Source organism: Algoriphagus sp., assembly GCF_024305035.1.
Taxonomy (GTDB): Bacteria; Bacteroidota; Bacteroidia; order Cytophagales; family Cyclobacteriaceae; genus Algoriphagus.
This window is the reverse complement of record NZ_JAMWZB010000001.1, coordinates 25,307-49,820: the sequence shown is the minus strand read 5'-3', so window position 1 is coordinate 49,820 and position 24,514 is coordinate 25,307. Positions and strand designations below refer to the sequence as shown.

Annotated in this window: 22 protein-coding genes and 1 tRNA gene; 12 read left to right on the top strand and 11 right to left on the bottom strand. The window is 41.8% G+C overall.

The features are described from left to right. Positions 1-15: 15 nt before the first annotated feature. Positions 16-1,692 (top strand): RagB/SusD family nutrient uptake outer membrane protein, encoded by a 1,677-nt coding sequence (locus tag Q0L00_RS00245; RefSeq protein WP_297334844.1) that lies wholly within the window; start codon positions 16-18, stop codon positions 1,690-1,692. 77 nt (positions 1,693-1,769) lie between these two features. On the opposite strand, the gene Q0L00_RS00240 is transcribed toward Q0L00_RS00245, so the two are convergent. Beyond that, positions 1,770-2,792: a LacI family DNA-binding transcriptional regulator gene (locus tag Q0L00_RS00240; RefSeq protein WP_297334843.1), complete on the bottom strand. Its 1,023-nt coding sequence runs from the start codon at positions 2,790-2,792 to the stop codon at positions 1,770-1,772. Between the two features lie 182 nt (positions 2,793-2,974). Between Q0L00_RS00240 and uxaC the strand changes: the two genes are divergently transcribed. From uxaC to Q0L00_RS00215, 5 genes are all read left to right on the top strand, one after another. Next, the gene (uxaC, locus tag Q0L00_RS00235; RefSeq protein WP_297334842.1) at positions 2,975-4,417 is read left to right on the top strand and encodes a glucuronate isomerase; all 1,443 of its coding nucleotides are present in this window, start codon (positions 2,975-2,977) and stop codon (positions 4,415-4,417) included. Further along, positions 4,414-5,232, top strand: a complete 819-nt coding sequence (locus Q0L00_RS00230; RefSeq protein ID WP_297334841.1) for an SDR family oxidoreductase — start codon at positions 4,414-4,416, stop codon at positions 5,230-5,232. The genes uxaC and Q0L00_RS00230 overlap by 4 nt, the downstream gene beginning before the upstream one ends. A 30-nt stretch (positions 5,233-5,262) precedes the next feature. Further along, the gene (gene uxuA, locus Q0L00_RS00225; RefSeq protein ID WP_297334840.1) at positions 5,263-6,438 is read left to right on the top strand and encodes a mannonate dehydratase; all 1,176 of its coding nucleotides are present in this window, start codon (positions 5,263-5,265) and stop codon (positions 6,436-6,438) included. Continuing rightward, entirely contained in the window at positions 6,435-6,992 is a 558-nt protein-coding gene (locus Q0L00_RS00220; RefSeq protein ID WP_297334839.1) for a sugar O-acetyltransferase, read from the top strand. Before uxuA ends, Q0L00_RS00220 begins: the two co-directional genes overlap by 4 nt. A 115-nt stretch (positions 6,993-7,107) precedes the next feature. Beyond that, positions 7,108-8,040 (top strand): UDP-glucuronic acid decarboxylase family protein, encoded by a 933-nt coding sequence (locus Q0L00_RS00215; protein WP_297334838.1) that lies wholly within the window; start codon positions 7,108-7,110, stop codon positions 8,038-8,040. Positions 8,041-8,095: 55 nt separating this feature from the next. Here the strand turns inward: Q0L00_RS00215 and Q0L00_RS00210 are convergent, their stop codons facing one another. The 6 genes from Q0L00_RS00210 to Q0L00_RS00185 form a co-directional block, all read right to left on the bottom strand. Next, positions 8,096-9,775, bottom strand: a complete 1,680-nt coding sequence (locus Q0L00_RS00210) for an AMP-binding protein (RefSeq protein ID WP_297334837.1) — start codon at positions 9,773-9,775, stop codon at positions 8,096-8,098. Positions 9,776-9,842: 67 nt separating this feature from the next. Further along, entirely contained in the window at positions 9,843-11,000 is a 1,158-nt protein-coding gene (locus Q0L00_RS00205) for an acyl-CoA dehydrogenase family protein (RefSeq protein ID WP_297334836.1), read from the bottom strand. Between the two features lie 172 nt (positions 11,001-11,172). Continuing rightward, entirely contained in the window at positions 11,173-11,760 is a 588-nt protein-coding gene (locus tag Q0L00_RS00200; protein ID WP_297334835.1) for a hypothetical protein, read from the bottom strand. Between the two features lie 372 nt (positions 11,761-12,132). Continuing rightward, positions 12,133-12,648 carry an acyl-CoA thioesterase gene (locus Q0L00_RS00195; protein WP_297334834.1) on the bottom strand — a complete coding sequence of 172 codons (516 nt, stop codon included), beginning with the start codon at positions 12,646-12,648 and terminating at the stop codon, positions 12,133-12,135. 5 nt (positions 12,649-12,653) lie between these two features. Beyond that, positions 12,654-13,283 carry a bifunctional nicotinamidase/pyrazinamidase gene (gene pncA, locus Q0L00_RS00190; protein ID WP_297334833.1) on the bottom strand — a complete coding sequence of 210 codons (630 nt, stop codon included), beginning with the start codon at positions 13,281-13,283 and terminating at the stop codon, positions 12,654-12,656. Continuing rightward, positions 13,264-14,757: a nicotinate phosphoribosyltransferase gene (locus Q0L00_RS00185; RefSeq protein WP_297334832.1), complete on the bottom strand. Its 1,494-nt coding sequence runs from the start codon at positions 14,755-14,757 to the stop codon at positions 13,264-13,266. The genes pncA and Q0L00_RS00185 overlap by 20 nt, the downstream gene beginning before the upstream one ends. Positions 14,758-14,913: 156 nt before the next feature. Here Q0L00_RS00185 and Q0L00_RS00180 point away from each other — a divergent pair, with 156 nt between their 5' ends. The 3 genes from Q0L00_RS00180 to Q0L00_RS00170 all read left to right on the top strand — a co-directional run bounded on the left by Q0L00_RS00180 (position 14,914) and on the right by Q0L00_RS00170 (position 17,113). Further along, positions 14,914-15,522, top strand: coding sequence for a sigma-70 family RNA polymerase sigma factor (locus Q0L00_RS00180; protein WP_297334831.1), 609 nt, complete (start codon positions 14,914-14,916; stop codon positions 15,520-15,522). Further along, positions 15,515-16,273: a hypothetical protein gene (locus tag Q0L00_RS00175; protein ID WP_297334830.1), complete on the top strand. Its 759-nt coding sequence runs from the start codon at positions 15,515-15,517 to the stop codon at positions 16,271-16,273. The genes Q0L00_RS00180 and Q0L00_RS00175 overlap by 8 nt, the downstream gene beginning before the upstream one ends. Positions 16,274-16,378: 105 nt before the next feature. Further along, positions 16,379-17,113, top strand: a complete 735-nt coding sequence (locus Q0L00_RS00170) for a hypothetical protein (RefSeq protein WP_297334829.1) — start codon at positions 16,379-16,381, stop codon at positions 17,111-17,113. 65 nt (positions 17,114-17,178) lie between these two features. On the opposite strand, the gene Q0L00_RS00165 is transcribed toward Q0L00_RS00170, so the two are convergent. Genes Q0L00_RS00165 through Q0L00_RS00155 form a run of 3 tightly spaced genes read right to left on the bottom strand, consistent with a single transcriptional unit; the run spans position 17,179 to position 21,672 of the window. After that, the gene (locus Q0L00_RS00165; protein WP_297334828.1) at positions 17,179-19,917 is read right to left on the bottom strand and encodes a CHAT domain-containing protein; all 2,739 of its coding nucleotides are present in this window, start codon (positions 19,915-19,917) and stop codon (positions 17,179-17,181) included. Positions 19,918-19,944: 27 nt separating this feature from the next. Further along, positions 19,945-20,865, bottom strand: a complete 921-nt coding sequence (locus Q0L00_RS00160; protein ID WP_297334827.1) for a hypothetical protein — start codon at positions 20,863-20,865, stop codon at positions 19,945-19,947. A gap of 3 nt (positions 20,866-20,868) precedes the next feature. Next, complete coding sequence (locus Q0L00_RS00155) at positions 20,869-21,672, bottom strand: DMT family transporter (RefSeq protein WP_297334999.1); 804 nt, start codon at positions 21,670-21,672, stop codon at positions 20,869-20,871. Between the two features lie 139 nt (positions 21,673-21,811). On the opposite strand from Q0L00_RS00155, the gene Q0L00_RS00150 reads away from it, so the two are divergent. After that, positions 21,812-22,264, top strand: coding sequence for a peroxiredoxin (locus tag Q0L00_RS00150; protein ID WP_297334826.1), 453 nt, complete (start codon positions 21,812-21,814; stop codon positions 22,262-22,264). Here Q0L00_RS00150 and Q0L00_RS00145 read toward each other — a convergent pair. Then, complete coding sequence (locus Q0L00_RS00145) at positions 22,259-22,909, bottom strand: ABC transporter ATP-binding protein (protein ID WP_297334825.1); 651 nt, start codon at positions 22,907-22,909, stop codon at positions 22,259-22,261. The genes Q0L00_RS00150 and Q0L00_RS00145 overlap by 6 nt on opposite strands. A 153-nt stretch (positions 22,910-23,062) precedes the next feature. Between Q0L00_RS00145 and sucC the strand changes: the two genes are divergently transcribed. Next, a complete protein-coding gene (gene sucC, locus Q0L00_RS00140) occupies positions 23,063-24,277 on the top strand; it encodes an ADP-forming succinate--CoA ligase subunit beta (protein ID WP_297334824.1) in 1,215 nt (404 codons plus the stop codon). 12 nt (positions 24,278-24,289) lie between these two features. Continuing rightward, a tRNA-Arg gene (locus Q0L00_RS00135) sits at positions 24,290-24,363 on the top strand. Positions 24,364-24,514 lie beyond the last annotated feature (151 nt).

Below are 24,514 nucleotides of genomic sequence, written 5' to 3'. Positions count from 1 at the left end.
TCAAACTAGCTCAAAATGAAAAATCTATCTATAAAAAATCGGATGAAAAGCTTCGTATCTTCAATCCTGATACTCCTAGCTTTTCTTGGATCAAGTTCCTGCGAAAATGCTTTGCAAGAAGATGTCATTTCTCAAATTGGAACAGACTATCTCAATACACCAAAAGGAATAGAAGATGCAGTTCATGCAGCCTACAGTACCATGAGGTCTTGGTACGGAACAGAAAGAGGAAACAATTTAACCGTATTTGGAACAGACCTTTACACGAATGGTTCAGATGGGGGTTGGAAGTTTATGAATACCTATACCAATCAATTTGATACCCGAAATGGCCATGTAAGAGAAATTTGGGATGAATTTTATCGGGGGATCAATACCTGCAATGCGATTATTGATCGAGTTCCGGAAGTCACGGGTATGGATGAAACTAGAAAAAGTCAACGGATCGCCGAAGCTAGATTCATTCGCGCACACCATTATTTTTTACTCGTTCAGCTTTTTGGTCCGGTAGATTTACAGCTAAATGAAACAACTCTACCGACCAAAGCAGTAACCCGGACACCTGAATCAGAAATCTATGCCGCCATAATTCAAGATTTAGAGTTGGCCATTCCAGACCTTGAAGATAGAAGTGCCTCAAATGATTACGGAAGGGCTACTAAATATGCAGCAGAACATCTATTGGGCAAAGTTTATGTAACTAAAGCTACCTCATCTTCGGCGGCAGGAGATGATTATGCCAAAGCGGAAACATACCTCAGAGATGTCATTCAAAATTCAGGATTGAGATTGTTAAGTAATTTTGGGGATGTTCATGCATTCGGAAATGAAATCAATGATGAAATCATTTGGTCAGTTCAATACACCAGAAGTCCATTGACCAATGGGGGTGGTAATAATACTCATGTGTTTTTCCTGATGGAATATGATATCCAACCGGGAATGATCCGGGATACAGAAAACGGTAGGCCCTTCAAAAGATATCGTCCAACTGAATATACTTTGGAGACTGTATTTCAAGACCGAGAAAATGATAGCCGTTATAAGATGTCCTTTAAGGACACCTATTTGGCCAATCGTCCCGGAACCTACAATGCAACTTTTGACCCTACCAAATCCTCTCTTACCTTTGCTCAAGGCGATACCACCATATTTCTTCCCGGATTTGAAATGTCTCCGGAAGAAATGTCCAAACGTCCTTATCAGGTATTAGTCCCGAGCCTCTACACTGACAAGCTTTATCCGTCATTATCCAAACATTTAGATCCTGGTAGAGTAGATCGAACGCAGTTTGAAGGTGGAAGGAATTATTTGGCCATGCGACTCGCTGACACCTACCTGTTACTTGCAGAGGCACAATTCGGCCAGGGAAAGGTTACTGATGCCACCGAGACGATCAATCATGTAAGAAGAAGAGCTGCTTGGCCCGGCAAAGAGAATGAAATGGAAATCACTCCTGAGGAGTTTACTTTCGAATTCCTCATGGAGGAGCGCGCTCGAGAACTTATTGGAGAACAGACAAGATGGTTAGACCTCAAAAGATGGGGAAATCTAGTAGAAAGAGTAAAATTACACAACCCTCAGGCCGCTCCTAACATTCAAGATTTTCATTTACTTCGGCCGATTCCACAAAATCAAATCGACAGAGCTGAAGGTGGAGAATCTAATTTCCCACAAAATCCCGGCTATTAATCAATTTTGAATTTCCCCAAAATTAAAATCCGCAATCAACCTTCTAGGATTGCGGATTTTTAATTTTTAACCTAAGATCACTTGACCATTGTAGACTCCCTAATTTGGATTTGACTGGGTACGACTATCACCTGATCCAAAAAATCAGGCTGCCTGGGCCTGGTGAGTTTTTTAATGATCAATTTGGCACATTCTTGACCTATGGTTTCAGCTGGCTGAGTAATCGTGCTAAGCGATGGATTTAAAATTCCCGCAATACTCATGTTTGAAAAAGTAATAATCTTGAGATCATAGGGGATTTTTAATTCCGTTTTACGTACTGCCTGATAGGTTGCGATAGCCAATTTTTCTACCGAAGAAATGATTCCATCCGGTCGGTTTTCGGATTGAAGTAACTTTAATATAAGTTCGGTATTATCCTCATCACTATGTTTGCAATACAGGCTAAAAGTGGGTTCTGGAGTGAGATTTGCCATTTTCAAGGCGTCCAAATATCCTCGATAGCGCTCTTTGGTGATGGACAGATCTTTGGAAAGCGTCAAGAACGCAATTTTTTTACATCCTTGTTGTATTAAATGGCTGGTCCCTTTAAAAGAAACTTCATAATCGTTAGTAATAAATTTGGTGGTGGGAATCTCCCCGCAAATCCGGTCAAAAAAGACTAGGGGTAAACCAAGATTAAACGTTTTACGCAGGTGCGAAACATCACTGGTTTGACTGGTAACTGACATCACAATCGCATCAGCAAGACCATTCTGTAGTAAAGATAAAATCTTCTTTTCCTTTTCCACGTCCTCGTGGGTATTGTACACCAACAAATGGTAAGCATGCTCTTGGGCAATTTCTTCAATGCCATCGATCACCTTTGAAAAAAAATTATTGATTCGCTCCGGGATGACCACCGCAATGGTCCGGCTCTTATTCGCTCTTAAACTTCTGGCAAAAGGATTCGGTTGGTAATTTAGCTTTTCAGCCATGTTAATCACCTTTTTCTTGGTTGCCTCTGAAATCTCGTAACTGTCATTAAGGGCTCGAGAGACAGTTGACGGCGCTAAATTTAATTTTGCTGCCAATTCTTTGAGGCTAATGCCGTGATTCATTTCAAGTCAAATTAGGGTAATTTGGATTTATTGCTCATGAATTTACAAATCATTCCCAGTCCGTTTAAATATTAATCGAAAATAATCGCAATCGTTTTCGTAGTTTAATCTTATAAAAAGCCCATTTCAAGGTAAATTCAAGCTTTAATCAACCGCCAATCGTATTTGAAATATCTCCCAGGATGAACACTGCAACCCTCAATCATTTTCTTAATGAAGACTTTCTTCTCCAATCGGATTTTGCAAAAGTTTTATACCATAACTATGCAAAAAATCTCCCGATTATCGATTATCACAATCACCTCCCTGCCCAAGAGGTAAACGCGAATAGAAAGTTTGCCAATCTAAGCGAAATCTGGTTGGCAGGCGATCATTACAAATGGCGAGCGATGCGGACCTTGGGGATTTCAGAGAAATACATCACTGGACAAGCCAGCCCCAAAGAAAAATTTGAAAAATGGGCATTCACCGTCCCCTATACCCTCAGAAACCCGCTTTACCATTGGACGCACTTAGAACTGAATCGCTATTTTGGTTTTGAAGATTTATTGTCCGAGAAAAATGCAACCACAGTTTACACCCATTGCAATCAGCTTCTTCAAACCGATGACTTTAGTACCTTGGGCCTGTTGGGAAAAATGAACGTAGAAGTGATTTGCTCCACAGACGATCCCATCGATTCCCTTTCCGAGCATGTAGACTTTGCCCAAAAGGGGAATTCGCTTCAGCTTTACCCCGCTTTCCGGCCCGATAAATCCTTTGCAGTCGAAAACCCCAAAAGCTACGGCTCCTATTTGGAAAAACTTGGGGAAGTCACTCACCTTACCATCGTTTCCTTTGAAGACTTACTTACTGCTCTTGACCATCGAATCGATTATTTTCACCAAAGGGGTTGTCGGCTTTCTGATCATGGCCTGGAGCAGCTTTATTTTTTTGAAAAAGAGGAATACAAAATCGAGGAACTATTTAGCAGGGTTCGATCGGGCAAAGAACTCAGTAAAGCTGAAGCACAGTATTTTAAGTTCAAAACGATACAGGCCCTTTGCCGCATGTATCACCAAAAAGGTTGGGTGCAACAGTTTCATCTGGGAGCCCTTCGTAATACCAACACGCATAAATTGGCCCAGTTAGGACCCGATACAGGTTTTGATTCGATCGGAGATTTTGATCAGGCAAAAGCGCTTGCAGGATTTTTAAATTCGTTAGAGGAAAGTGAGCAGTTAAGTAAAACGGTTCTTTACAACTTAAATCCGCGAGACAATGCCCTCTTTGCCACCATGATTGGTAATTTCAATGGAGGAGGAATCAAAGGCAAAATCCAATTCGGTTCGGGCTGGTGGTACCTTGATCAAAAGGATGGCATGGAGGCACAAATCAATACGCTTTCGAACATGGGATTAATATCCTGCTTTGTAGGGATGCTAACCGATTCCCGTAGTTTCCTCTCTTTTCCCCGTCATGAATATTTCCGAAGAATCCTTTGCAATCTGTTTGGACAGGATGTTCAAAATGGATTGCTACCTTGGGACGAAAAATGGCTGGGAAAAATCATTTCAGACATCTGTTACCACAATGCGGCCAACTACTTTGACTTTTCACCCTTAAACTTTGATCTAAAGAAATGAAATCGAATCTATTTGACCTATCTGGAAAAAAAATCGTGTTCTCAGGAGCCACCGGAGTTTTGGGACACACCATGAGTTTGCACCTGGCAAAAGAAGGTGCTGAAATTATTATACTGGGTCGAACAGAAAGTAAAATGACCCAATTGCTGTCAGACATTGAATTAGCTGGCGGAACGGGCAGTGGCTATCGCTGCAATGTAACTGATCCGATCAGCGTGGAAAATGCCGCCAAGCGCATCGCTTCAGATTATGGGACCATCGACATCCTAATCAATGCAGCAGGGGGAAATATGCCCGGTGCAGTCATCACTCCCGATCAGAATTTTCTTGATTTAGACACCGCTTCGCTTAAAAATGTCATTGACTTAAACTACATGGGAACGGTTTTGCCGATCAAATTTATCCTTCCACTGATGCTTAAGAACAATAAGGGTAATATTTTAAATATCAGTTCAATGGCAGCTTCAAGACCCATGACCCGAGTCATGGGCTATGCTTCTGCCAAAGCGGCTATCGATAATTTAACCAAATGGCTTTCTATCGAGCTAGCCTTAAAGCATGGCCCTGATTTCAGAGTCAATGCTTTAGCACCGGGATTCTTTCTCACCGAACAAAATCGAACGCTGCTTACCCAATCAACGGGGGAATTGACCACACGAGGAAAGCAAATCATTGCACATACACCCATGAATCGATTTGGAAAACCGGAAGATCTGCTGGGTGCCTTGCAGTGGCTTTGTTCCGATGCATCCGCTTTTGTGACTGGGTCAGTCATTGCAGTTGATGGAGGATTCAGTGCTTATTCCGGAGTTTAACAAAACATCAAACCCAAACTAGTAACACCTATGGCATATAAAATGGAACAAACCATGCGCTGGTATGGCCCCAGTGATCCGGTGAGCCTAGCTGATATTCGACAATCTGGCGCCACCGGGATCGTGACCGCACTTCATCATATTCCCAATGGGGATTGTTGGACCAAAGAGGAAATTCAGCTTCGTAAAAAAACCATTACCGAGGCAGGATTAACTTGGTCTGTGGTGGAATCCGTCCCCGTACATGAACATATCAAAACCCGAACTGGAAATTTCGAACAATTGATTGCCAACTACCAGCAAACCCTACGCAATTTGGCTGCCGAAGGAATTTTTACGGTTTGCTACAATTTTATGCCCATCTTAGATTGGACTCGGACAGACCTTTCTAAAGAACTACCCAATGGTGCAAAAGCTCTTTTTTACGAAAAAAAGGCGGTTCAGGCTTTCGATCTCTTTATCTTAAAAAGACCTGCTGCCTTTGAAGAATATTCCCAGGAAGAAATTGCCCAAGTAAAAGAATACTTTCATGCGCTGAGCCCAGCAAAACACCAGTTGATCCTGGATACTATTTTAAAAGGACTACCTGGCTCAGAGATCGGCTACACCCTGGATGAGTTTCGGTCTATGCTTCAAACCTATGATGGGATAGATGCTCCAAAGCTCCAAGAGCATTTACGCTTATTTCTAGAGGCAATCATTCCTGTTGCAGAGGAAGTCGGGGTTTACATGACTATCCATCCCGATGATCCACCTTTTTCCCTTTACGGATTGCCTAGAGTAGTATCTACGGCTGCAGATGCTCGAAGGATCATCAGAGATAATCCTAGCCCACATAATGGACTTTGCTTTTGCACAGGAAGTTATGGTGTGAGGCCTGAAAATGATTTGCCTGCGATGATCTCTGAATTTGGGAATCATATTCATTTTATTCACTTGAGAAGCACCAAAAGAGATGCTGAGGGTAATTTTTTTGAAGACAATCATTTAGAGGGAGATGTGCCGATGGCAGCAGTGATAGAGGAGATCCTCAAGGTTCAAGAAAATCGTAAAAAAAGCATCCCCATGCGTCCGGATCATGGGCATCAGATGCTCGATGATTTAAAAAAGCAAACTAATCCAGGATACTCTGCCATTGGAAGACTCAAAGGACTGGCCGAAATACGGGGTGTGGAAGAAGGCTTGCTTTACACATGGAAAAAATGACAGAAAAAGAAAAAATGCTCGCCGGCCAACTTTATCAGGCTGGCGATGCTGAACTCCTCTCTGAGCGACTCAGAGCGAGGAAATTACTCCAAAAACTCAACCACTCCGACCCGGAGGACAGCAATTTCCGAACGGATATTTTGCAGAATCTTTTTGGAAAAATAGGGAAAAACTTTTGGTTAGAACCTCCCTTCTATTGTGATTATGGCTCAAATATCACGATAGGAAATGAGGTATTTTTCAACTTTAACTGTGTGATTTTGGATGTGGTCCCAGTAACTTTTGGGGATCGGGTTTTGATCGCTCCTAATGTGCAGTTTTACCCAGCCACTCATCCTATCGATACCCAAACCCGTGGTGAATTATGGGAATATGGGAAAGAAATTCATGTCGGTTCGGATGTATGGATCGGCGGAGGAAGTATCATCTGTCCAGGAGTAAAAATCGGAAATAGATCAATTATTGGAGCCGGATCCGTGGTGACCAAAGATGTCCCCGAAGGAGTAATCGTAGCCGGAAATCCGGCCCGTTTCCTAAGAATGCTCGAAAAGTAAACTTAAGATGATATCCCTGGCTGTGATTTATTGAGCAATTCTCAGTTATAAAATTTGATTTCGGAGACATTTACTTATTTTTGACCGATTTGATTTGAAACCCTTTTAGAAAAAAATGAAAAGAATTTTAGTAAGCGGAGGTGGTGGATTTTTAGGAAGTCACCTTTGCGACAGATTACTCAAAGAAGGAAATGAAGTCCTTTGTGTCGATAATTTTTTCACCGGAAATCGCAGAAATATCCATCACCTGCTGGACAACAAGAATTTCGAGTTGCTCAGGCACGATGTTACCCATCCGCTGTATGTGGAGGTAGATGAAATTTACAATCTAGCCTGTCCGGCTTCACCCATCCATTATCAGTTTGATCCAGTACAGACCACCAAAACCTCTGTGATTGGAGCCATGAATATGCTCGGCTTAGCCAAGCGATTGAAAATTAAAATCCTGCAGGCATCCACTTCAGAGGTTTATGGAGATCCGGAAATCCACCCTCAACCCGAATCTTACCGAGGAAATGTCAATCCCCTAGGTCCTCGGGCTTGTTATGATGAAGGTAAGCGCTGTGCGGAAACCTTATTTTTCGATTACCACCGGCAGCACAAAGTTCCGATTAAAGTCATGCGGATTTTCAACACCTATGGCCCCCGAATGCATCCCAATGATGGGCGTGTGGTCAGCAATTTTATTGTTCAAGCACTTAAAGGTGAGGACATCACTATCTATGGGGATGGCATGCAAACACGCTCCTTCTGCTATGTGGATGATAATATTGAAGGCATGTATCGATTGATGAATTCCAGAGATGGCTTTACTGGCCCGGTAAATATTGGAAACCCGGGAGAATTCACCATGCTGGAGTTGGCCAATTTGGTAATCGAATTGACCAACTCTACAAGTAAATTAGTATTCCTTCCCCTACCTCAGGATGATCCCATGCAACGAAAGCCGGTGATTGATTTAGCTAAAAAAGAATTGGGTTGGGAACCCACTGTTCCGCTACGTGAAGGATTAGTAAAAACCATTGACTATTTTGAGGGAGTGATTTAATCTCCGGTCTAAACCAAAAAAATCCCGATAAAATTATGTTTTACCGGGATTTTTTTCATTTCAGTTTTTCCTGGTGGGCTTCTTTGATTTTTCGTCGAAGAATTTTTCCCACATTGGACTTTGGCAGTTCATCGGTAAAATAAACTTCCTTGGGTATTTTATAATTAGTCAGGGATTCATGACAGTGGCTGATAATTTGGTCTGCAGTGACTGAATTATCCTTTTTGACCACATAAGCCACTACCTTTTCTGTGGATTTCGGATCAGGCATGCCGATGACACCCACTTCCAATACGCCGGGGCAGGACGAAATCACATCTTCCACTTCGTTGGGATAAACATTGAAGCCGGAAACCAAAATCATCTCTTTTTTCCGATCGACGATCTTCACAAATCCATCTTGATCCATCACCCCGATATCTCCACTTTTAAACCACTCCCCAAACATCACCGCTCCGGTGTCCTCCGGTCTTCGCCAATATCCTTTCATTACTTGAGGACCTTTGATTAAAATTTCCCCACGTTCTCCCAAGGCCAATGGATTACCCAAATCATCAGCAATCATTAATTCGGTGTTGGGAAGGGGAACACCTATGGTACCAATTCGCTCGGTGCCATCGATTGGATTACAGGTGGCTACCGGAGAAGTTTCAGTCAGTCCGTAGCCTTCTGCCAACGGAACACCCGTTACTTTTTTCCATTTTTCTGCTGTGGCTTTTTGTACTGCCATCCCTCCTCCAACGGCTATTTTCAAACCGCTAAAATCAAGTTGAAGAAATTTTTCCTGATTGAGCAATCCATTAAATAAGGTATTCACTCCCGTAAAAACAGTAAAGCGATGTTTTGCCAACTCTTTAATAAAAGAATTCATATCCCTAGGATTGGTTATCAGGAGATTATGAGCGCCAATTTTGAGCATCGCCAGACAGTTCACGGTCAAGGCAAAGATGTGATAAAGGGGTAAAGCAGTGACCACTAGTTCTTCCCGTTCCTTTAATTTGGGCTTCATCCAGGCTGAGATTTGCTGCATGTTGGCTACAATATTCCCATGGGTGAGTTCAGCCCCTTTGGAAACGCCTGTGGTGCCTCCCGTATATTGCAAAAATGCGGTATCTTCCAAGCTCAAACTAGCTTTGGAGAATTTCTTTTCTGCTCCCTCAGCTAATGCCTTTTTCAAACTCACCGCTCCGGGAATTGAATAGGCAGGAACCATCTTTTTGATGTGCTTAACGACCAAATTGACTAAGGTCCCTTTTAATCCGCCCAATAAATCTCCCAGTTCAGTCAATACAATGTGCTTTACATGGATGTGAGGAAGAATTTTTTCCAAATTATGAGCAAAATTAGCCACGATCACGATCACATCGACTTCTGCATCGTTGAACTGATGCTTCATTTCGGCCGAAGTGTAAAGCGGATTGGTATTTACTACGATCATTCCGGCCCGCAAAGCTCCAAACATGACCACCGGATATTGGAGCACATTGGGCATCTGAATGGCAATCCTGCTTCCCTTTTCCAATCGCAAAACCTGAGTCAGGTAGGTGGCAAAATGGGCGCTGAGCCGATCCAATTCATTGAAAGAAATCGTTTTGCCCATGCATTCGTAGGAAACTGCGTCACCATATTTCTGAACGCTCTCGTCAAAAAGATCCACTACACTGGAATAGGCAGTGACCTTTACTTCCCTATCCACCGCGGAGGGGTAAAATTTAAACCAGGAATGATCCACCATAAGATTGCTATTTTGGGTTTCTTTAATAAAATGCTATCGAGGAAAATTGTTAGTCCAACTTACGATTTTATTTCAAAATTTTTCGTGCAATCAATTCCTTCATGATCTCATTGGTACCGGCATAGATCCGTTGTACCCGAGCATCCGCATAGGCTCTGGCTACTCCATATTCCCACATATAGCCATAGCCACCGTGAAGCTGCACACATTCATCGGCTACCTTGCACTGAAGTTCAGTCATATTGTATTTGGCCGCTGAAGCCATAGCCGGATCCAGTTTCTTTTCATTGTGAAGTAAGACCAGCTGATCACAGTAAATTCTCCCCTGTTCCAACGCTGCGGTCATTTCAGCAAGTTTAAAGCGGGTATTTTGAAACTCGGATAAACTTTTGTTGAATGCTTTCCGCTCTTTCACATAGTTTACCGTTTCCTTCAACATATATTCTCCCAAAGCGACTGCTGCCAAAGCAACAACTAAACGCTCCTGCGCTAATTCGGTCATTAGGAATTTAAACCCCTCCCCTTCTTTTCCAAGCAGATTTTCCTTGGGAACTTTCACTTCTTCGAAAAAAAGTTCGCAGGTATCTTGGGCATGCAACCCCACTTTCTCAAACGGTTTTCCTTTGGAAAAACCAGCCATATCCCGATCAATCAGCACTAAGCTTATTCCTTTTGCTCCTTTACTGGGATCCGTTTTGACTGCTACCACCACCACATCGGAAAGATAGCCATTGGTGATGAAGGTTTTGGACCCATTGACTAAATAATGATCCCCTTTATCTTCGGCAGTGGTGCGTATTCCCTGCAAATCAGAACCTGCTCCCGGCTCAGTCATCGCGACAGCACCGATGTATTGTCCAGAAATCATTTTCGGAACGTATTTCTTTTTGGCTTCATCGGTGGCATAATGCAGGATGTAAGGCAAAACAATGTCGCTATGAAGCGGATAACCGATTGCCGGACCCGAGCAACCGCTCAACCCGAGCTCCTCGATCAAAATGGCATTGTATCGAAAATCCTGAATATTCATTCCTCCCAGTTCTTCTGGAGCTTGAATACCCAAAAACCCATTTTCTCCAAGTTTAAGCCAGGATTCTCGGGAAACCATTTTTTGTTTTTCCCATTCGTCGTTGAACGGAGTAATTTCTTTTGCAATAAAATCGCGTACACTTTGGCGAAAAAGCTCATGCTCTTCGGTAAACATCATTCGTGGTAATCCAAACATTCGGGTTTATCTCTTTTGGTTTAATTCTTTCAAAAATAAAGATTTCACCCATTATCCCGTGGAAAAATTCGTTTTGATTAAGAAAAACACATTTTAAAAAATGAGGGGATCTTTCAACTTAAAAAAAGCCCTTGACCGAAATCAAGGGCTCGTGTTCTGAGCTGATTAATTCTTAAAGGTATACCTTCTTAGTTCTCCCCTTGGAATCTTTCAGATCAAAATAAACCTGATCAGAAGTCACTCCTCTGAGGCGGTAGTTCTTTCTAAAACCTTCCTCCTGACTCACATATTCACTGTGAATGATCTGGTCGGTGACGTTGTGGCGAACGTTTACTTCCACACCGGGCTCTTCCAAACCTATGATTAACAAGTTTACCGTTTCTGAGTCAATAGTTTTTCCATAAGCCATCAAAGGAAGCTGATCTGCAGGAATTCTTCGCTCAAAGGTGGCCACATCATAGGTAATTTCTTCCTTATCGGTAGATATTTTGACATGATAGGTGTCACAAGGAAGCTCATTGAGATCATAAGGTAAAATAATTTGCTGATCCGATACGGTGACTTTCTTTTGATGAAGAATTTTGCCCTCTTTGTCGATGAGCATTACCTTTGCTTTTCCAAGTCCTTCCTTTAAAAGAACATTTACTTTTTTGAATTTGGCTTTTACGGCCGAATTGGCTGCAAGATCATCGGCGTTGGAGGAAGCAAAAGCTCCTGTAGATAATAAGCCTGCAAGTGCGAAAGTGAATAGCGTTTTCATAATCATGTTGGTTTAGTGTTGTATGCTTTTACTTATGCGAAGCACATACCAAAAGGCTATTCCTCATTTCTGGGATCGGGAAAAGGAGTAAAATTTATCCTCGCATATTTACAATTGTTAAAATATTATTCGGTTTAAGTTCACACAAAAGGTCATTTTCTGTATAAAAATTGGTCACTTCCTCGACCGTCTGTATCAAAAGCGTACAAAATCGGGCAATTTCAATCGATTTCAAGGTTGCATTTGGATCGATTTATTAATGAAATTTAATGTTGAAATTTTTTAGAAAATGAGTCGTGCCAAAACTCTTAACAAAAAAACCTGTACGCTTTTGTACAGGTCTTGTCCGTTCCTACACGTTTTGAATGTCATTTATTCTTTCTTCAACTCCGCGGAAAGCTGCTTGACTCGATCTTTGATTGCTATAGTGCTAATATCAAGGTTACCTGAAGTCGCTTTTAGAAATTCAGCTACCGCACCCTCATGGTTGGTGGATTTCCCCTCAGCCAACGTCACATAACGCATGGTCGTCCAAAGAAGGGTTTTAAGATGCGTTTTAGCATCATCGACCATGTAGTATTCAATCACTACGGTATGGTGATTGTGCCAAACGATCCGACTCATGATGCGTACCCACTCCCCAACCATGGCTGGTTTGACATAGCTGATGTTGTGATTATACACCACCCAAGCAGCTTTGTATTTTCGGATCATATCGATCATTTCCACTCCGTAAAGCTTGGGTACTTGATCTTCCCGAGCATTAAAGAAATAATCAAAATACTTTGCATTATTTAAATGCTGCAAGGGATCGCAATCCTGAAATCGGATGACCACACGGCTTTCGGTTTCCTGAGGATAATGCTTATCTGGATTGTATTCAAACATAAAAATTAAACTTGATCTGAAATTACTACGTGTACACCGGCTTTTTTCATTTCCGCTATAGCTTGATCCCCATCCGTGGAGTTCAAATTGACCGGGCGGGTGGCATCGGCTATGAGAAAGGTTTCAAAACCTAAACTCACCGCATCCAAGGCGGTAAACTTCACGCAGTAATCCTGCGCCAACCCGCAGACATAAACCTTAGAAACTCCATGAGTTTTCAGGTATTCTCCCAATCCGGTATCTCCTCTGCGGGCATTGTCAAAAAAACCTGAGTAGGAATCCACTTCGGGATTTTTACCTTTTTGGAAGACGGCTTTCCAGCGGGATTGATCCAAATCAGCATGAAACTCAGCTCCAGAGGAACCTTGAACACAATGAACTGGCCATAGAATTTGCTCCAATCCATTCAAGTCAATAAACTCCCCATTCTTCTTCCCCGGATGATTTGCCGCAAAACTTTGGTGTTCTTCGGGGTGCCAATCCTGTGTGGCGACAATCAGGTCAAATTTTTTTTGAATTTGATTAATCAGGGGAATAATCTGATCCCCATAGGCCACGGCTAAGGCTCCACCCGGTAGAAAGTCATATTGGACATCCACGATGACCAAAGCAGTATTATCCTTCTTCTTCTCCATTGTCAAATTTTTTAGCTTTCAATACCAAATCCATCCGCAAGTGATGTAAATTTTCTTCTAGGCCCACTGGATATAAATGAGGATTAACCAGTCGCTTATGAGAGGAGTCAAAGGACTCCAATTGGTTCTGCGCCCGTTCTCTGATTTGTTTGAGATGAGGACTTTGATAGACTTTTTTTCCCTTTCTGAAGATTGGTATCAACAATTCCTCCTCTTGGTAAAATGCCGGCATGATCCGCTTTCTTCGTGTAGCATCAGCGGGGTCTATGATCACAGTGCCTCTTGGATTAACTTCTTGGTCTTCGAGATAAATCATATCCGCCACGGCCATACCTTTGGAAAAAAAACGCCTCACCCGATGAGCTCCTGGAATATTGATCTTCAGAGATTGCTGTGAAAGTTTAATCTTTGGCTCCCATTTACCGGCTTCTGTTTTGATAGCCGAAAGCTTGTAAACGGCGCCTAAAGCCGGCTGATCAAAAGCAGTCACCAATTTGGTGCCCACTCCCCATACATCAATCGCTGCCTCTTGGGTTTTTAGTGAGCTGATGATATGTTCGTCCAGATCGTTGGAGGCCACTATTTTGGCATTTAAAAAACCAGCCTCATCGAGCATTTTTCTTGCCTCTTGGGAGAAATAAGCCAAATCGCCTGAATCAATTCGAATACCCATCATTTCCTTTCCTCTTTTTCGCAAAAGCTGTCCCACTTTGATTGCATTTCGAACCCCATTGATCGTATCGTAGGTATCCACCAGAAAGACACATTGATCCGGAAATGCATCCGCATAAGCCTCAAAAGCCTCCAACTCGGTCTCAAATGACATGATCCAACTATGAGCATGTGTTCCTGAAACGGGTATATCAAAAAGCTTTCCCGCCATCACATTGCTTGTAGAGCTACATCCTCCTATATACGATGCCCGACTCGCAGCCAAAGCTCCATCGATGCCTTGTGCTCTCCGAAGTCCAAATTCCAAAACGGGCTCTCCTTTTGCCGCCAAATTGACGCGGGCAGCTTTGGTGGCAATTAAGGTTTGAAAATTGATGAGGTTCAAAAGTGGAGTTTCCAGAAGCTGACATTGAATAAGCGGGCCTTGGACCCGAATCAAAGGCATATTTGGAAAAACCACCGTACCTTCTTCAATTGCCTCCACATCACAACTGAATTTCAGATTTTGTAAATAATCCAAAAATCCCTGATCGAATACCCGAGAACCCTCTTTGGATTTCATGTCAGCGAGGTATTCGATATCCTGTTTTTTAAATTTAAAGTTTTGTAAATAATCAATAACGTAATCTAAGCCAGCGACTAAAGTAAATCCTCCCTGAAATGGATGTTTTCGAAAGAAAAGATTAAAAATCGCTTCTTGCTCCCCTTTTCCTGCTTTCCAATAAGCATAGGCCATGGTGAGCTGGTAAAAATCGGTGAGCAAGCTTAAGCTTCCCTGATATAAATCTTTGGTGATTTTCATTTTTCTAATTTAAAACTAAAAATAAAACAGGCTGGTGGACTTACCGAACTTGTCTTCGATTCTTTTTCAAAAAAGAAACATTAGCCGATTGAAAAGAATTCTCCAAATTGAGATTACAATTTTCCCTACAGTATCGACCTATTCAGGAACCTGTTCATGAAGCAAAAAAAACTATTTACTGACCAAGAAATCAGCGCTATGATTCGAGAGAAAAAGAATCAAAACCTTGCACTTAATCAGCTTTATATGCAATACTATGAAATCATGACGCACTACGTGATCAAAAATTCAGGTTCGGAAGCTGATGCAGCCGATATCATCCAGGAGGTCATGCTGGTTTTCGTGCGCTTAATTGAAGAGGGTAAATTCAGAGGAGAAGCCAGTATCAAAACCTACCTCTACAGTATTCTTAAAAATTTGTGGATCAGCGAGATTCGAAAACGAAAAGCAACTAGTCAGCGACATGAAAAATATCAATCCCAATCCAATCGGTGGGAATCCGACATCAGTGAAACCCTGAGTCAACAAGAAAATATTCATTTTGTTATGAAACTATTCAGTCAGCTAGGAGAAGCTTGCAAAACCATCTTGACTCTCTTTTATTATGAGGATCTCCCTTTGAAAGAGATTTGCGTAAAGTTGGAATTTAGCTCGGAGCAGGTACTTCGAAATAAAAAATACAAATGCCTCAAAGCCTTGACCGACTCGGTTACTAATTCCCCCGAAATCTCTTCTAATTTGAAAAAAGCACTTCGCCATGAATAATCAATATGACCTGGAACAGCTGGAAGCTTACCTCCATGGAACAGCAAATTCGGAGCAACAACGACAAATCCAAGAAGCGTTAGAACAAGATGAGGAGTTGAAAAGGCAATTGGCAATTTTGGAGCTGGCCCTAAAAAGCATCCGGTTATCTGGCTGGCAGGATGATATTAAACTCGCACAGCGAACTTACCTTCAAAATCGAAAACCTGAAAACCTTCAAGTCAAACAGGTATTTTTGGGTTCTTGGCTGGGAAGGATTGCAGCAAGCTTAGTATTTTTCTTAATCGGTGCCCTGATCTTAGTAGTAATGAGCACGAGCCCAGAGTCATTTCTGGAATCAAAATCTATCCGCTACAGGGTTCCGGTGACCCGGGGAACGATCGAGCTTTCAGAAATGGAACAAGCCTATCGTCGTGAGAAGTTTGAGTCCGTACTATCGCTGCATCAAAGGCAAACTGCCCCTTCCCAAAAATCCACTTTCTTGGCTGCCATGGCTGCATTGGAAATCGAAAATGGCCCACAGGCTATCCAACTCCTACAGGCTGTCCGAATCCAAAACCAAGAGTCAGATTCGATGCTTTATGAAGATGAAGTTGACTTTTATTTGGTCAAAGCCTTTGTGATGACTGGAAATTTTGAAGAAGCCCAAAAAGAAATTCAACAAATTCTAAGAGATCCCAATCACAGCTATCGTGGCAATCTCTCACGGTGGGATGAATGGAAGGTCAAAATCATGAATTTAAAATACTGATTTTAAGAGGGATGAAATTTTAATTTCTCTTTTTCAAAAATAAAACCCAAAAGCTGGTTACATTTTTGCAAATGGATACGACCAAGAGATAAACCAACAAAAACTATGAAACACTTACAAAAATTTTCCCTTTTGAGCGCTATCGCAATGACTTCTTTGTTTTCATGTACCAACCAAGAGGACCCGGTGATCATCGGTGAGGGCGATGTCCGAATTGGATTTGGGGTACAACTTGCAAACTCCGGCAGCTCCAATGCACGGATGACAGCAACCGGATTAACTATTGAATCCGGATTTATTCAAATTAAGAAAATTGAGCTCGAAACTGAAGGAGAAGATGAAAACGGTGAATTTGAACGGGAAATCGAATTGAAATTTCCAGAAATCAAAAAAATTGATTTCAACGAATTCGATCCTGGCGTTGACTTTTTTCTCAATATCCCCTCTGGAAATTATGAGCAAATCGAATTTGAAATTGACCTGATCGACCACAATAATGAACCTTCCATTTTCCTTGAAGGAATAGTGAACAAATCAGATGGCAGCAGCGTCCCTTTCCGATTGGAGGTATTTGGGGATGATGATGATGACTTGGATTTTGAAGTGGAGTTAGAGGCTGAAGATGATGAACTCTTCTTTTTGGATGGGGTAAATAATCCTCTTGCTCTTTTGGAAATCGATGGAAAAGGCTGGTTTATCGGGGTTGACAATGATGAGTTGGAAAATGCAGAATTAACCGATGGAGTATTGGTGATCAACAGAAACACCAATGAGGACATTTATGAAAAAGTTCTAGACAAAATCGAGGACTCTAGCGAAATTGAACTGAAATTGAACTAAGTAACTTAATTTCAACCATCCTATCCGGCAGCGACCGTTGCCGGATTTTTTTTGACTAAAAAAAATTAGGAATTGATGTTAGTTTCTTTCCTAAACCAAATGACTAACCAAAGTCCTAAAATCAAAAGTCCCAACAACCCGATCAACCACACCCAGATCGATCCATCTTTGGGGTTGTCCACCTGACCGATTAATACTGTATTGGACCAAAAAGCAGGGTGATGAAACTGGGCCATTTCGGGATCAGAGAGCAATTCCAATTTGGCAGTCTGGAGAGCTTCAGCGGCAGATTCACCGGAAGCTAGTGCTAAATAAAATTTCTGTGATAAATAATTGGCCACCTGATCCTCGGTCAACCACAAGGTGGTCACTACCTGCTCTGAACCTGCGAGCATAAAACTGCGAGCCAAACTAATCGTCCCCTCTGACTCCCTAAGTTGTCCACCTCCTGTCTCGCACGCACTCAAATAAACTAATTCGAGATTTTCAAAATTCTGATTCTTTAACTCCTCGGAAAATAAACGAAAATTCTGATTTTCAGGAAAAAATGCAATAAAAGAGGCATTGGGATCATCGGGAAACGCTTTGGCATGTGTTGCCAAATGCAAATATCGAGCAGAGTCACTTTCATCCAAAAAAGTTTTCACCGTCGCTTCTTTTCCTAAAAATCGCTTTCCTGTAAATAAATCCAACTCTTCGGCGGATCCATACAGCATTTCCAATCCGGAATTAAAGTCAGGGACCTCTCCAGAAAAGGGGGCGAAGCCCAATACCCTATCCAATTCAAAATCTGAAAGTTCATTTGACTCCAGTTGAAAAACCGAAAATTGATAGACGATGGGATGCTTTTCAATCAAAAACCCATTCTGAAAAGGAAAAACCTCAAAGGGCAGCCCGGAAAAAAGACCATGGGAGCTAATCAACAGCACCTCCTTTTTAGTCAACTCACGGTTCCAACCTGTCAAAAAAATGGAAGCAAATTCTTTCAAAACCGTTGGAGCTTGATAACGAACCCCAGCGGGCAAGCTTTGAAGTTTAGCTCTCCATCCACCCAATTGATTAAGATTGAGATTGCTCAATTTGAGTTCTTTTGTCTCCAGTTTTCCTTGGTCATACTTAAATAAATAAACTGCTGATTTTCCCTGAAAAATCGAAAAAATTGTCACCTCACGAGGAACCTGTTTTAAAATAGAATTAAAATCACCTGAAGAGACTAAGTCGCTTTTAGACAAAAGGTTTCGCTGCTTTTCCCGAAGTCGGGAAAGGGAAACTTGAAGTTCGGTATACTCCCTTTCCAGCTGAGCTTGGCGCTCTGGATTTTCACTTGAAAACAATTCCTCATACACCCGAGAAATAGCATAAAGTAGATTCCTTTCCTCTTGTTTGAAGTTATTGGGAATCCGTATTTCCTTTTGCTGTTTTTGAAATTCTCGATTTAACCTCAGTGCATTGGCCTTACTTTGCTCGGCCCATTCGAAGGCCAAAAACAGATTTGATTTCCCATCAATTTCCATTAAAAACTGAATGGCTTCGCGGTAGGCATCCAGCGCTTGATCCCCCAAAAATATTCGTGCCTCATCATTATCAAAATTGCCCCCAATATAACTTGCCAGTTCAAATGCAGATTGATAGGTATTTTTCCCTAAATCAAACCATTTTTTCTCCCGATTTTCTCGATACAGCGACCAGGAAATTTTTGCCTTTTCGGCAAGGAATTCAAAAAGTGACAAAGACGCCATGCCCAATTCAAACTCTTGTGGATTGGTGAAAAAGTCCCGTTCAGAAAAATTGGGATGAAGCTCGACGATGGCCTGATGGAAAAAATCTACTGCTTTTTCACCCTGGCCCCTTTCAAAATACAACTTACCCCATAAACCTAAAAACACGCCTTTTTGAATATTCTTGCGGGTTAAGGCTAGGCTATCCAAAATTTTCTCAGTCTGAAGAAGGTGCTGTTCAGCTTGATTCAAATCTCCACTTTGAATCAGTGCATTGGATCGAAGATTTTGGAAGGAAAGTGAGGATCTTGTGCTTTTTGATCGGATTCGATCTAAAATCATCAGAGCCTCTTCGGGTTTGAATTCCTTCAGGTAGGTATTGGCCAAATTGAGAAAAACCTGTTCGGTATTGATATCCCAATGGAGTAATTTCTGATAAATCGTTCGGGCACTGTCGTACTTTTCAAGATGGTAAAGTGCAGAGGCTTTATTACTTAAAAAGCTATAGCGCGCATAGCGAGCATATTCTTCCTCCAATCCATCCAACAATGACTCTGCTTGCGAAAAATAGGAAATGCTTTGAATGTAATTTCCAGTTTCAAAATAATAAACCCCCAAGGCATTGAATAACCGCTCAGGTTGGGCTTGGAGCTCAAATGAAGCTTGAATTTTCTCGGCCTGATTGAGATGATAAATGGAACTGTCCAACTTACCAAGTGCAAAAAGAGCCTCGCCAAGATAAAGATGGGATTGATAGACCAGAGAGTCTGAGACCTGAAAACTTTCTGACAGCAAAATGCCCTTACGATAGGAATTCACACCTTTTTCTGATTTTCCATAAACCAAATACAGGTTCCCGAGTCGTTCGTGTGCAAAAATCAACTTGCCAATATTTTCCTTGCTCGGCTGGGATTGGATTATCTGTTCAAAAAGTGAAATCGCCCGTTCATCCTCTTCAGCAGTGGGTTTGGGTAAATCGTACAATCGGTTAGCCTCTTGAAACTGGGATAGAAAATCCTGACCCAGGCAACAAGTTGGGCCCAGGGATACAGTCCAAATAAAAACGACAATCATCAACCGATACACAGCAGGACGTTCAAACCAGACTAACCCTTATTCAAATCGAGCCACGATCACCACAAATGGAGGTCGTGGTTTCCCAACAGGCCTGGTGGTAGACAAAGTCCTAAAATTAGCCGAATTACCAGAGCGAAGTGCATTAATTAACTCATTTTTTTCTTCAATATCATCCAAAAGTTCTTGCGGAACGTCCGCTAAAGTCTCGTAATAAAAAAATCGCATAGGCAAGGAGTTTAATGCCGAGCCACTCAAGTCAGGAAGTTGGTAAAATAATTCAACATCTAAAATCTGACCATTTATAGGCGTAGAGCCAAACGTCCCATTTTCTACAGTTTTTTGCAAATCAAAATTCCCCTTACTGTCAATTTCAAAACCCAAATCTTTCAAAAGTTGTCCGCTTGGATTTTCGGCGTCAAACTCACAACTATCATCGTCATCCCCATCATCATCGTCGTCGTCGTCATCTTCACAGGGCAGTGGCAATCCGGGTACCCCATTATAAATAGGTGAAGCAATAATTTGATTCTGATTCAGGATGTATACTCGGTCGGCATAATTCACTCCCCCAATGGTAACGAATTGCTCACAGGATACAGATTCCCCCTCAGGCGTAAAGCTAATTTTATATTTCAACCCGGTTTCACTGGCATTCACATCAATGACACCTGATTTCGGATCGATTGCCAATCCCTCAGGACTCACTGAAAAAACTCCTCCAAGGACATTTACCGGAGAAATCTGCCTATTTTCTGTAGCAGAAATGTAAAACAGGGTATCTGAATAGGCGAAATCCTCACAATCAAATTCTTGTGAAGGGTTGCTAGAATCTTGAACGCAGGCATTCACTCCGACAAGAACCAAAAGAAAGAGCAATCCATAAAATGCTGGAAAAGGGCGCATCGATGCAGGTCGTTTTTTACTGAGTCGAAGCCACTGGAGCAAATGTAATCGCATCACCTACTTTTCTTTTAAATTTAATAAAATACCTAGCAAAACCAGCCCCATTCCAAGGTAAGATAGCACCCCAAAAGTCTCGCCAAATAATAAAAATCCGAAGAATAAAGCGTATAAAATCCCCAGGTAACTCAAACTGGAAATTTTAGCCACATTGGCATTTTGATACGCAACGGTCATAAAATATTGGGCAGCTTGTGTACAAATACCTATCCAGAGTAAAATTAACCAATCCCAACCCACCGGCTGCACCCAGGTAAAATAACTCACCACTGAGGCAATCGGCAAAGTCACTAAGGGGAAATAGAAAATAATCACTAGCGGATGTTCGGTGTTTTTGAGCTTACGAATCACATTATAAGCCAATCCAGAAAACAAAGCCGAGATCACTCCGATCATGCCGTAAAACAAATTAACCCTCGGATCAAAACCCTGCAGGACAAAAACCCCTAGAAAGGAAATCCCAAACCACACCAATTGAATGGGTTTGACCCGCTCTTTAACTAAAAACACCCCCAAAATAGTGGTAAATATCGGGGACAGGTATTGGATAGTTACCGCACTTGCCAACGGAATCTTTTGAAGGGTGTAAAAAAAAGAAATCAACCCAATCGATCCGACCACCCCACGGATAATCAGCAACTTCTTATTATTTCCCATAACAGGAACACCCTGTCTTTTTAGTACCAAAAAACTGAAAACCAGACTAAAAATGGATCGAAATAAAATAATCTCAATAGCGGGGATATCAGGGATGAACTTAACCGATACATTCATTAAGGCAAAAAATATTCCTGCCAAAATCATGGATTGAACACTGGTGATTTTCAAAACTCCGTTAGTCTTTAATGAATAAAGAAGATAAATCCAATTTGTCACCAAAGAGTTCTAAAATCGACTAGTTATATTGGAACAATCTTGAATTTTTTGAAGTTAGCTACTCATTATGGCATTAAAAACAGGTAGTTCTGCTCCAGATTTTACACTCAAAAGTACAGGAGGAAAACAAATTACGTTAAGTAAGGATTTTAAAGGAAAATCAATAGTCCTTTATTTTTATCCTAAAGACTATACGAAAGTGTGCACAGCAGAAGCTTGTGAATTCAGAGATCAGTTTGCAGCTTTTCGAGAGTTGGATGTACCGGTAGTTGGAATCAGCCGCGATGATATTCAAACCCATGAGCGATTCAAAAAGGAATTCAGTCTTCCCTTCGATTTGCTTTCCGACCCGAGGGGAAAAGTATGTAAAGCTTACGATGCCTTGATCCCTCTGGTCAAAATGCCCAAGCGAATCACCTATCTTTTAGATCAGGATCATCAGGTTGTCGCCTCGTTCTCAGACTTATTCGAGTCCAAAGCCCATATTGACCACATGCTCAACCAACTTCACAAATCATAAGATCAAGCCATCTTGCATGACCACTTTTCGATCGGCCATCTCGGCGAGTTCCTCATTGTGGGTTACAATAACGAAAGCTTGTTTGAGTTCCTTACGCAGAGTGAAAAACAACTCATGAAGAAGTTTGGCATTGATTGAGTCTAAATTTCCGCTGGGTTCGTCCGCAAAAACCACCTGTGGATTATTAATCAGTGCTCTGGCCACAGCCACTCGCTGCTGCTCACCGCCAGAAAGTGCAGAGGGCTTATGATCCAATCTGCCAGAAATCCCCAGCATCTCGGCCAAATGAGAAGCTTTTTTTTGAGAGTCAGCGGGACTGCCTCCTTTTATAAAAGCTGGGATTTGAATATTTTCCAGTGCGGTAAACTCGGGAAGCAAATTGTGAAATTGAAAAATAAAGCCTATCTGCCTATTTCTAAACGCAGCAAGCTCCTCCCCTTTCATATGAGAAACTCTTTTTCCATCCATCCAAACCTCCCCCTCATCGGCTTTGTCCAAAGTACCTAAAATATGAAGCAAGGTACTTTTGCCCGCACCGGATGAACCCACGATAGAAACAATCTCAGAAGATTGAATTTCTAAATCCACTCCTTTCAAAACATGAAGATCTCCGTATGACTTGTGGATTTGATTGGCTTTCAGCATAGTTAAGAAATTTATTCTTGCAAAAGTAGAATTTTTGAATGGGTAAAAGCCCATAATTTTCCTGAATTAAGCGCTTTTTTAGAGAAAAAAGAGAATTAACGAGTTTGATTTATCCACTGGAAGCACTTAACTTCGCACAAAAATTTTGAGCGGATGAACATTCACGAATATCAGGCTAAAGAAGTACTTAAAGGCTACGGAGTAAAAATTCAGGAAGGCATCGTTGCGGACTCTCCGGAGTCGGCTCATGAGGCTGCTGTCAAACTAAATGCCCAAACAGGAACGTCCTGGTATGTGATCAAAGCCCAAATCCATGCCGGCGGCCGCGGAAAAGGAAAAGTTCAGGAGACCGGTTCCAACGGAGTTGTGCTTGCCAAAAAATTGGAAGAAGTAGCTGATAAAGCGAAAAATATTCTAGGAGGCACCTTGGTAACCCATCAAACAGGTCCAGAAGGAAAAAAAGTAAATAAAGTTTTGATCGCCGAAGACGTGTATTACCCTGGCGATTCGGAACCCAAAGAATATTACCTTTCCATTCTTTTGGATAGAGCGACTGGTTCAAATGTGATCATGGCCTCAACAGAAGGTGGAATGGATATCGAGGAAGTTGCTGAGAAAACTCCTGAGAAAATCATCAAGGAGTGGATTGATCCTAAAGTAGGACTACAAGGATTTCAAGCTCGAAAGGTTGCCTTTAAATTAGGGTTGAGTGGAAATGCCTTCAAAGAAATGGTGAAATTTATCACCGCATTGTATCGAGCCTATGAAGCTACTGATTCTTCTCAATTTGAGATCAATCCAGTATTAAAAACTTCCGATGATAAGATTTTGGCTGTTGATGCCAAAGTTAACCTTGATGACAATGCACTTTACAGACATAAAGATTTGGCTGAATTGAGAGATTTGGCTGAAGAAGATCCTTTAGAAGTGGAAGCCGGTGAATCTGGGTTGAACTATGTGAAACTTGACGGAAATGTCGGCTGTATGGTCAATGGCGCTGGACTTGCTATGGCGACCATGGATATGATTAAGTTGTCCGGAGGTGAGCCTGCAAACTTCCTGGATGTAGGAGGAGGAGCAAATGCCACGACAGTAGAAGCAGGTTTCCGAATCATATTAAAAGACCCGAATGTCAAGGCGATTTTGATCAATGTCTTCGGAGGAATCGTAAGATGTGACAGAATTGCTAACGGAGTTGTTGAAGCTTACAAATCTATTGGCGATATTCGCGTTCCAATTATTGTAAGACTACAAGGAACCAATGCTGAAGAAGGTGCAAAGATCATTGATGAATCAGGATTGAAGGTTTCTTCGGCTATTACATTGAAAGAAGCTGCCGAGAAAGTACAAGCAGTACTGGAGGCCTAAGCATAAAAGTACGCACTCGTAGTTCAACTGGATAGAATATCGGATTTCGGCTCCGAGGGTTGAGGGTTCGAATCCTTCCGAGTGCACTAGGGTCTTTTGACCCTTCCAAACCCGCCTCCTAGGCGGGTTTGTTGCTTTTATAGGCCTTTGTCTTTTAGCCATTTTTTTACCTTGGTTTCAACATCGTTTCAAGCTAGAAAACGACAGTTCAAAAACCCTCTACCATCCACAGCAATT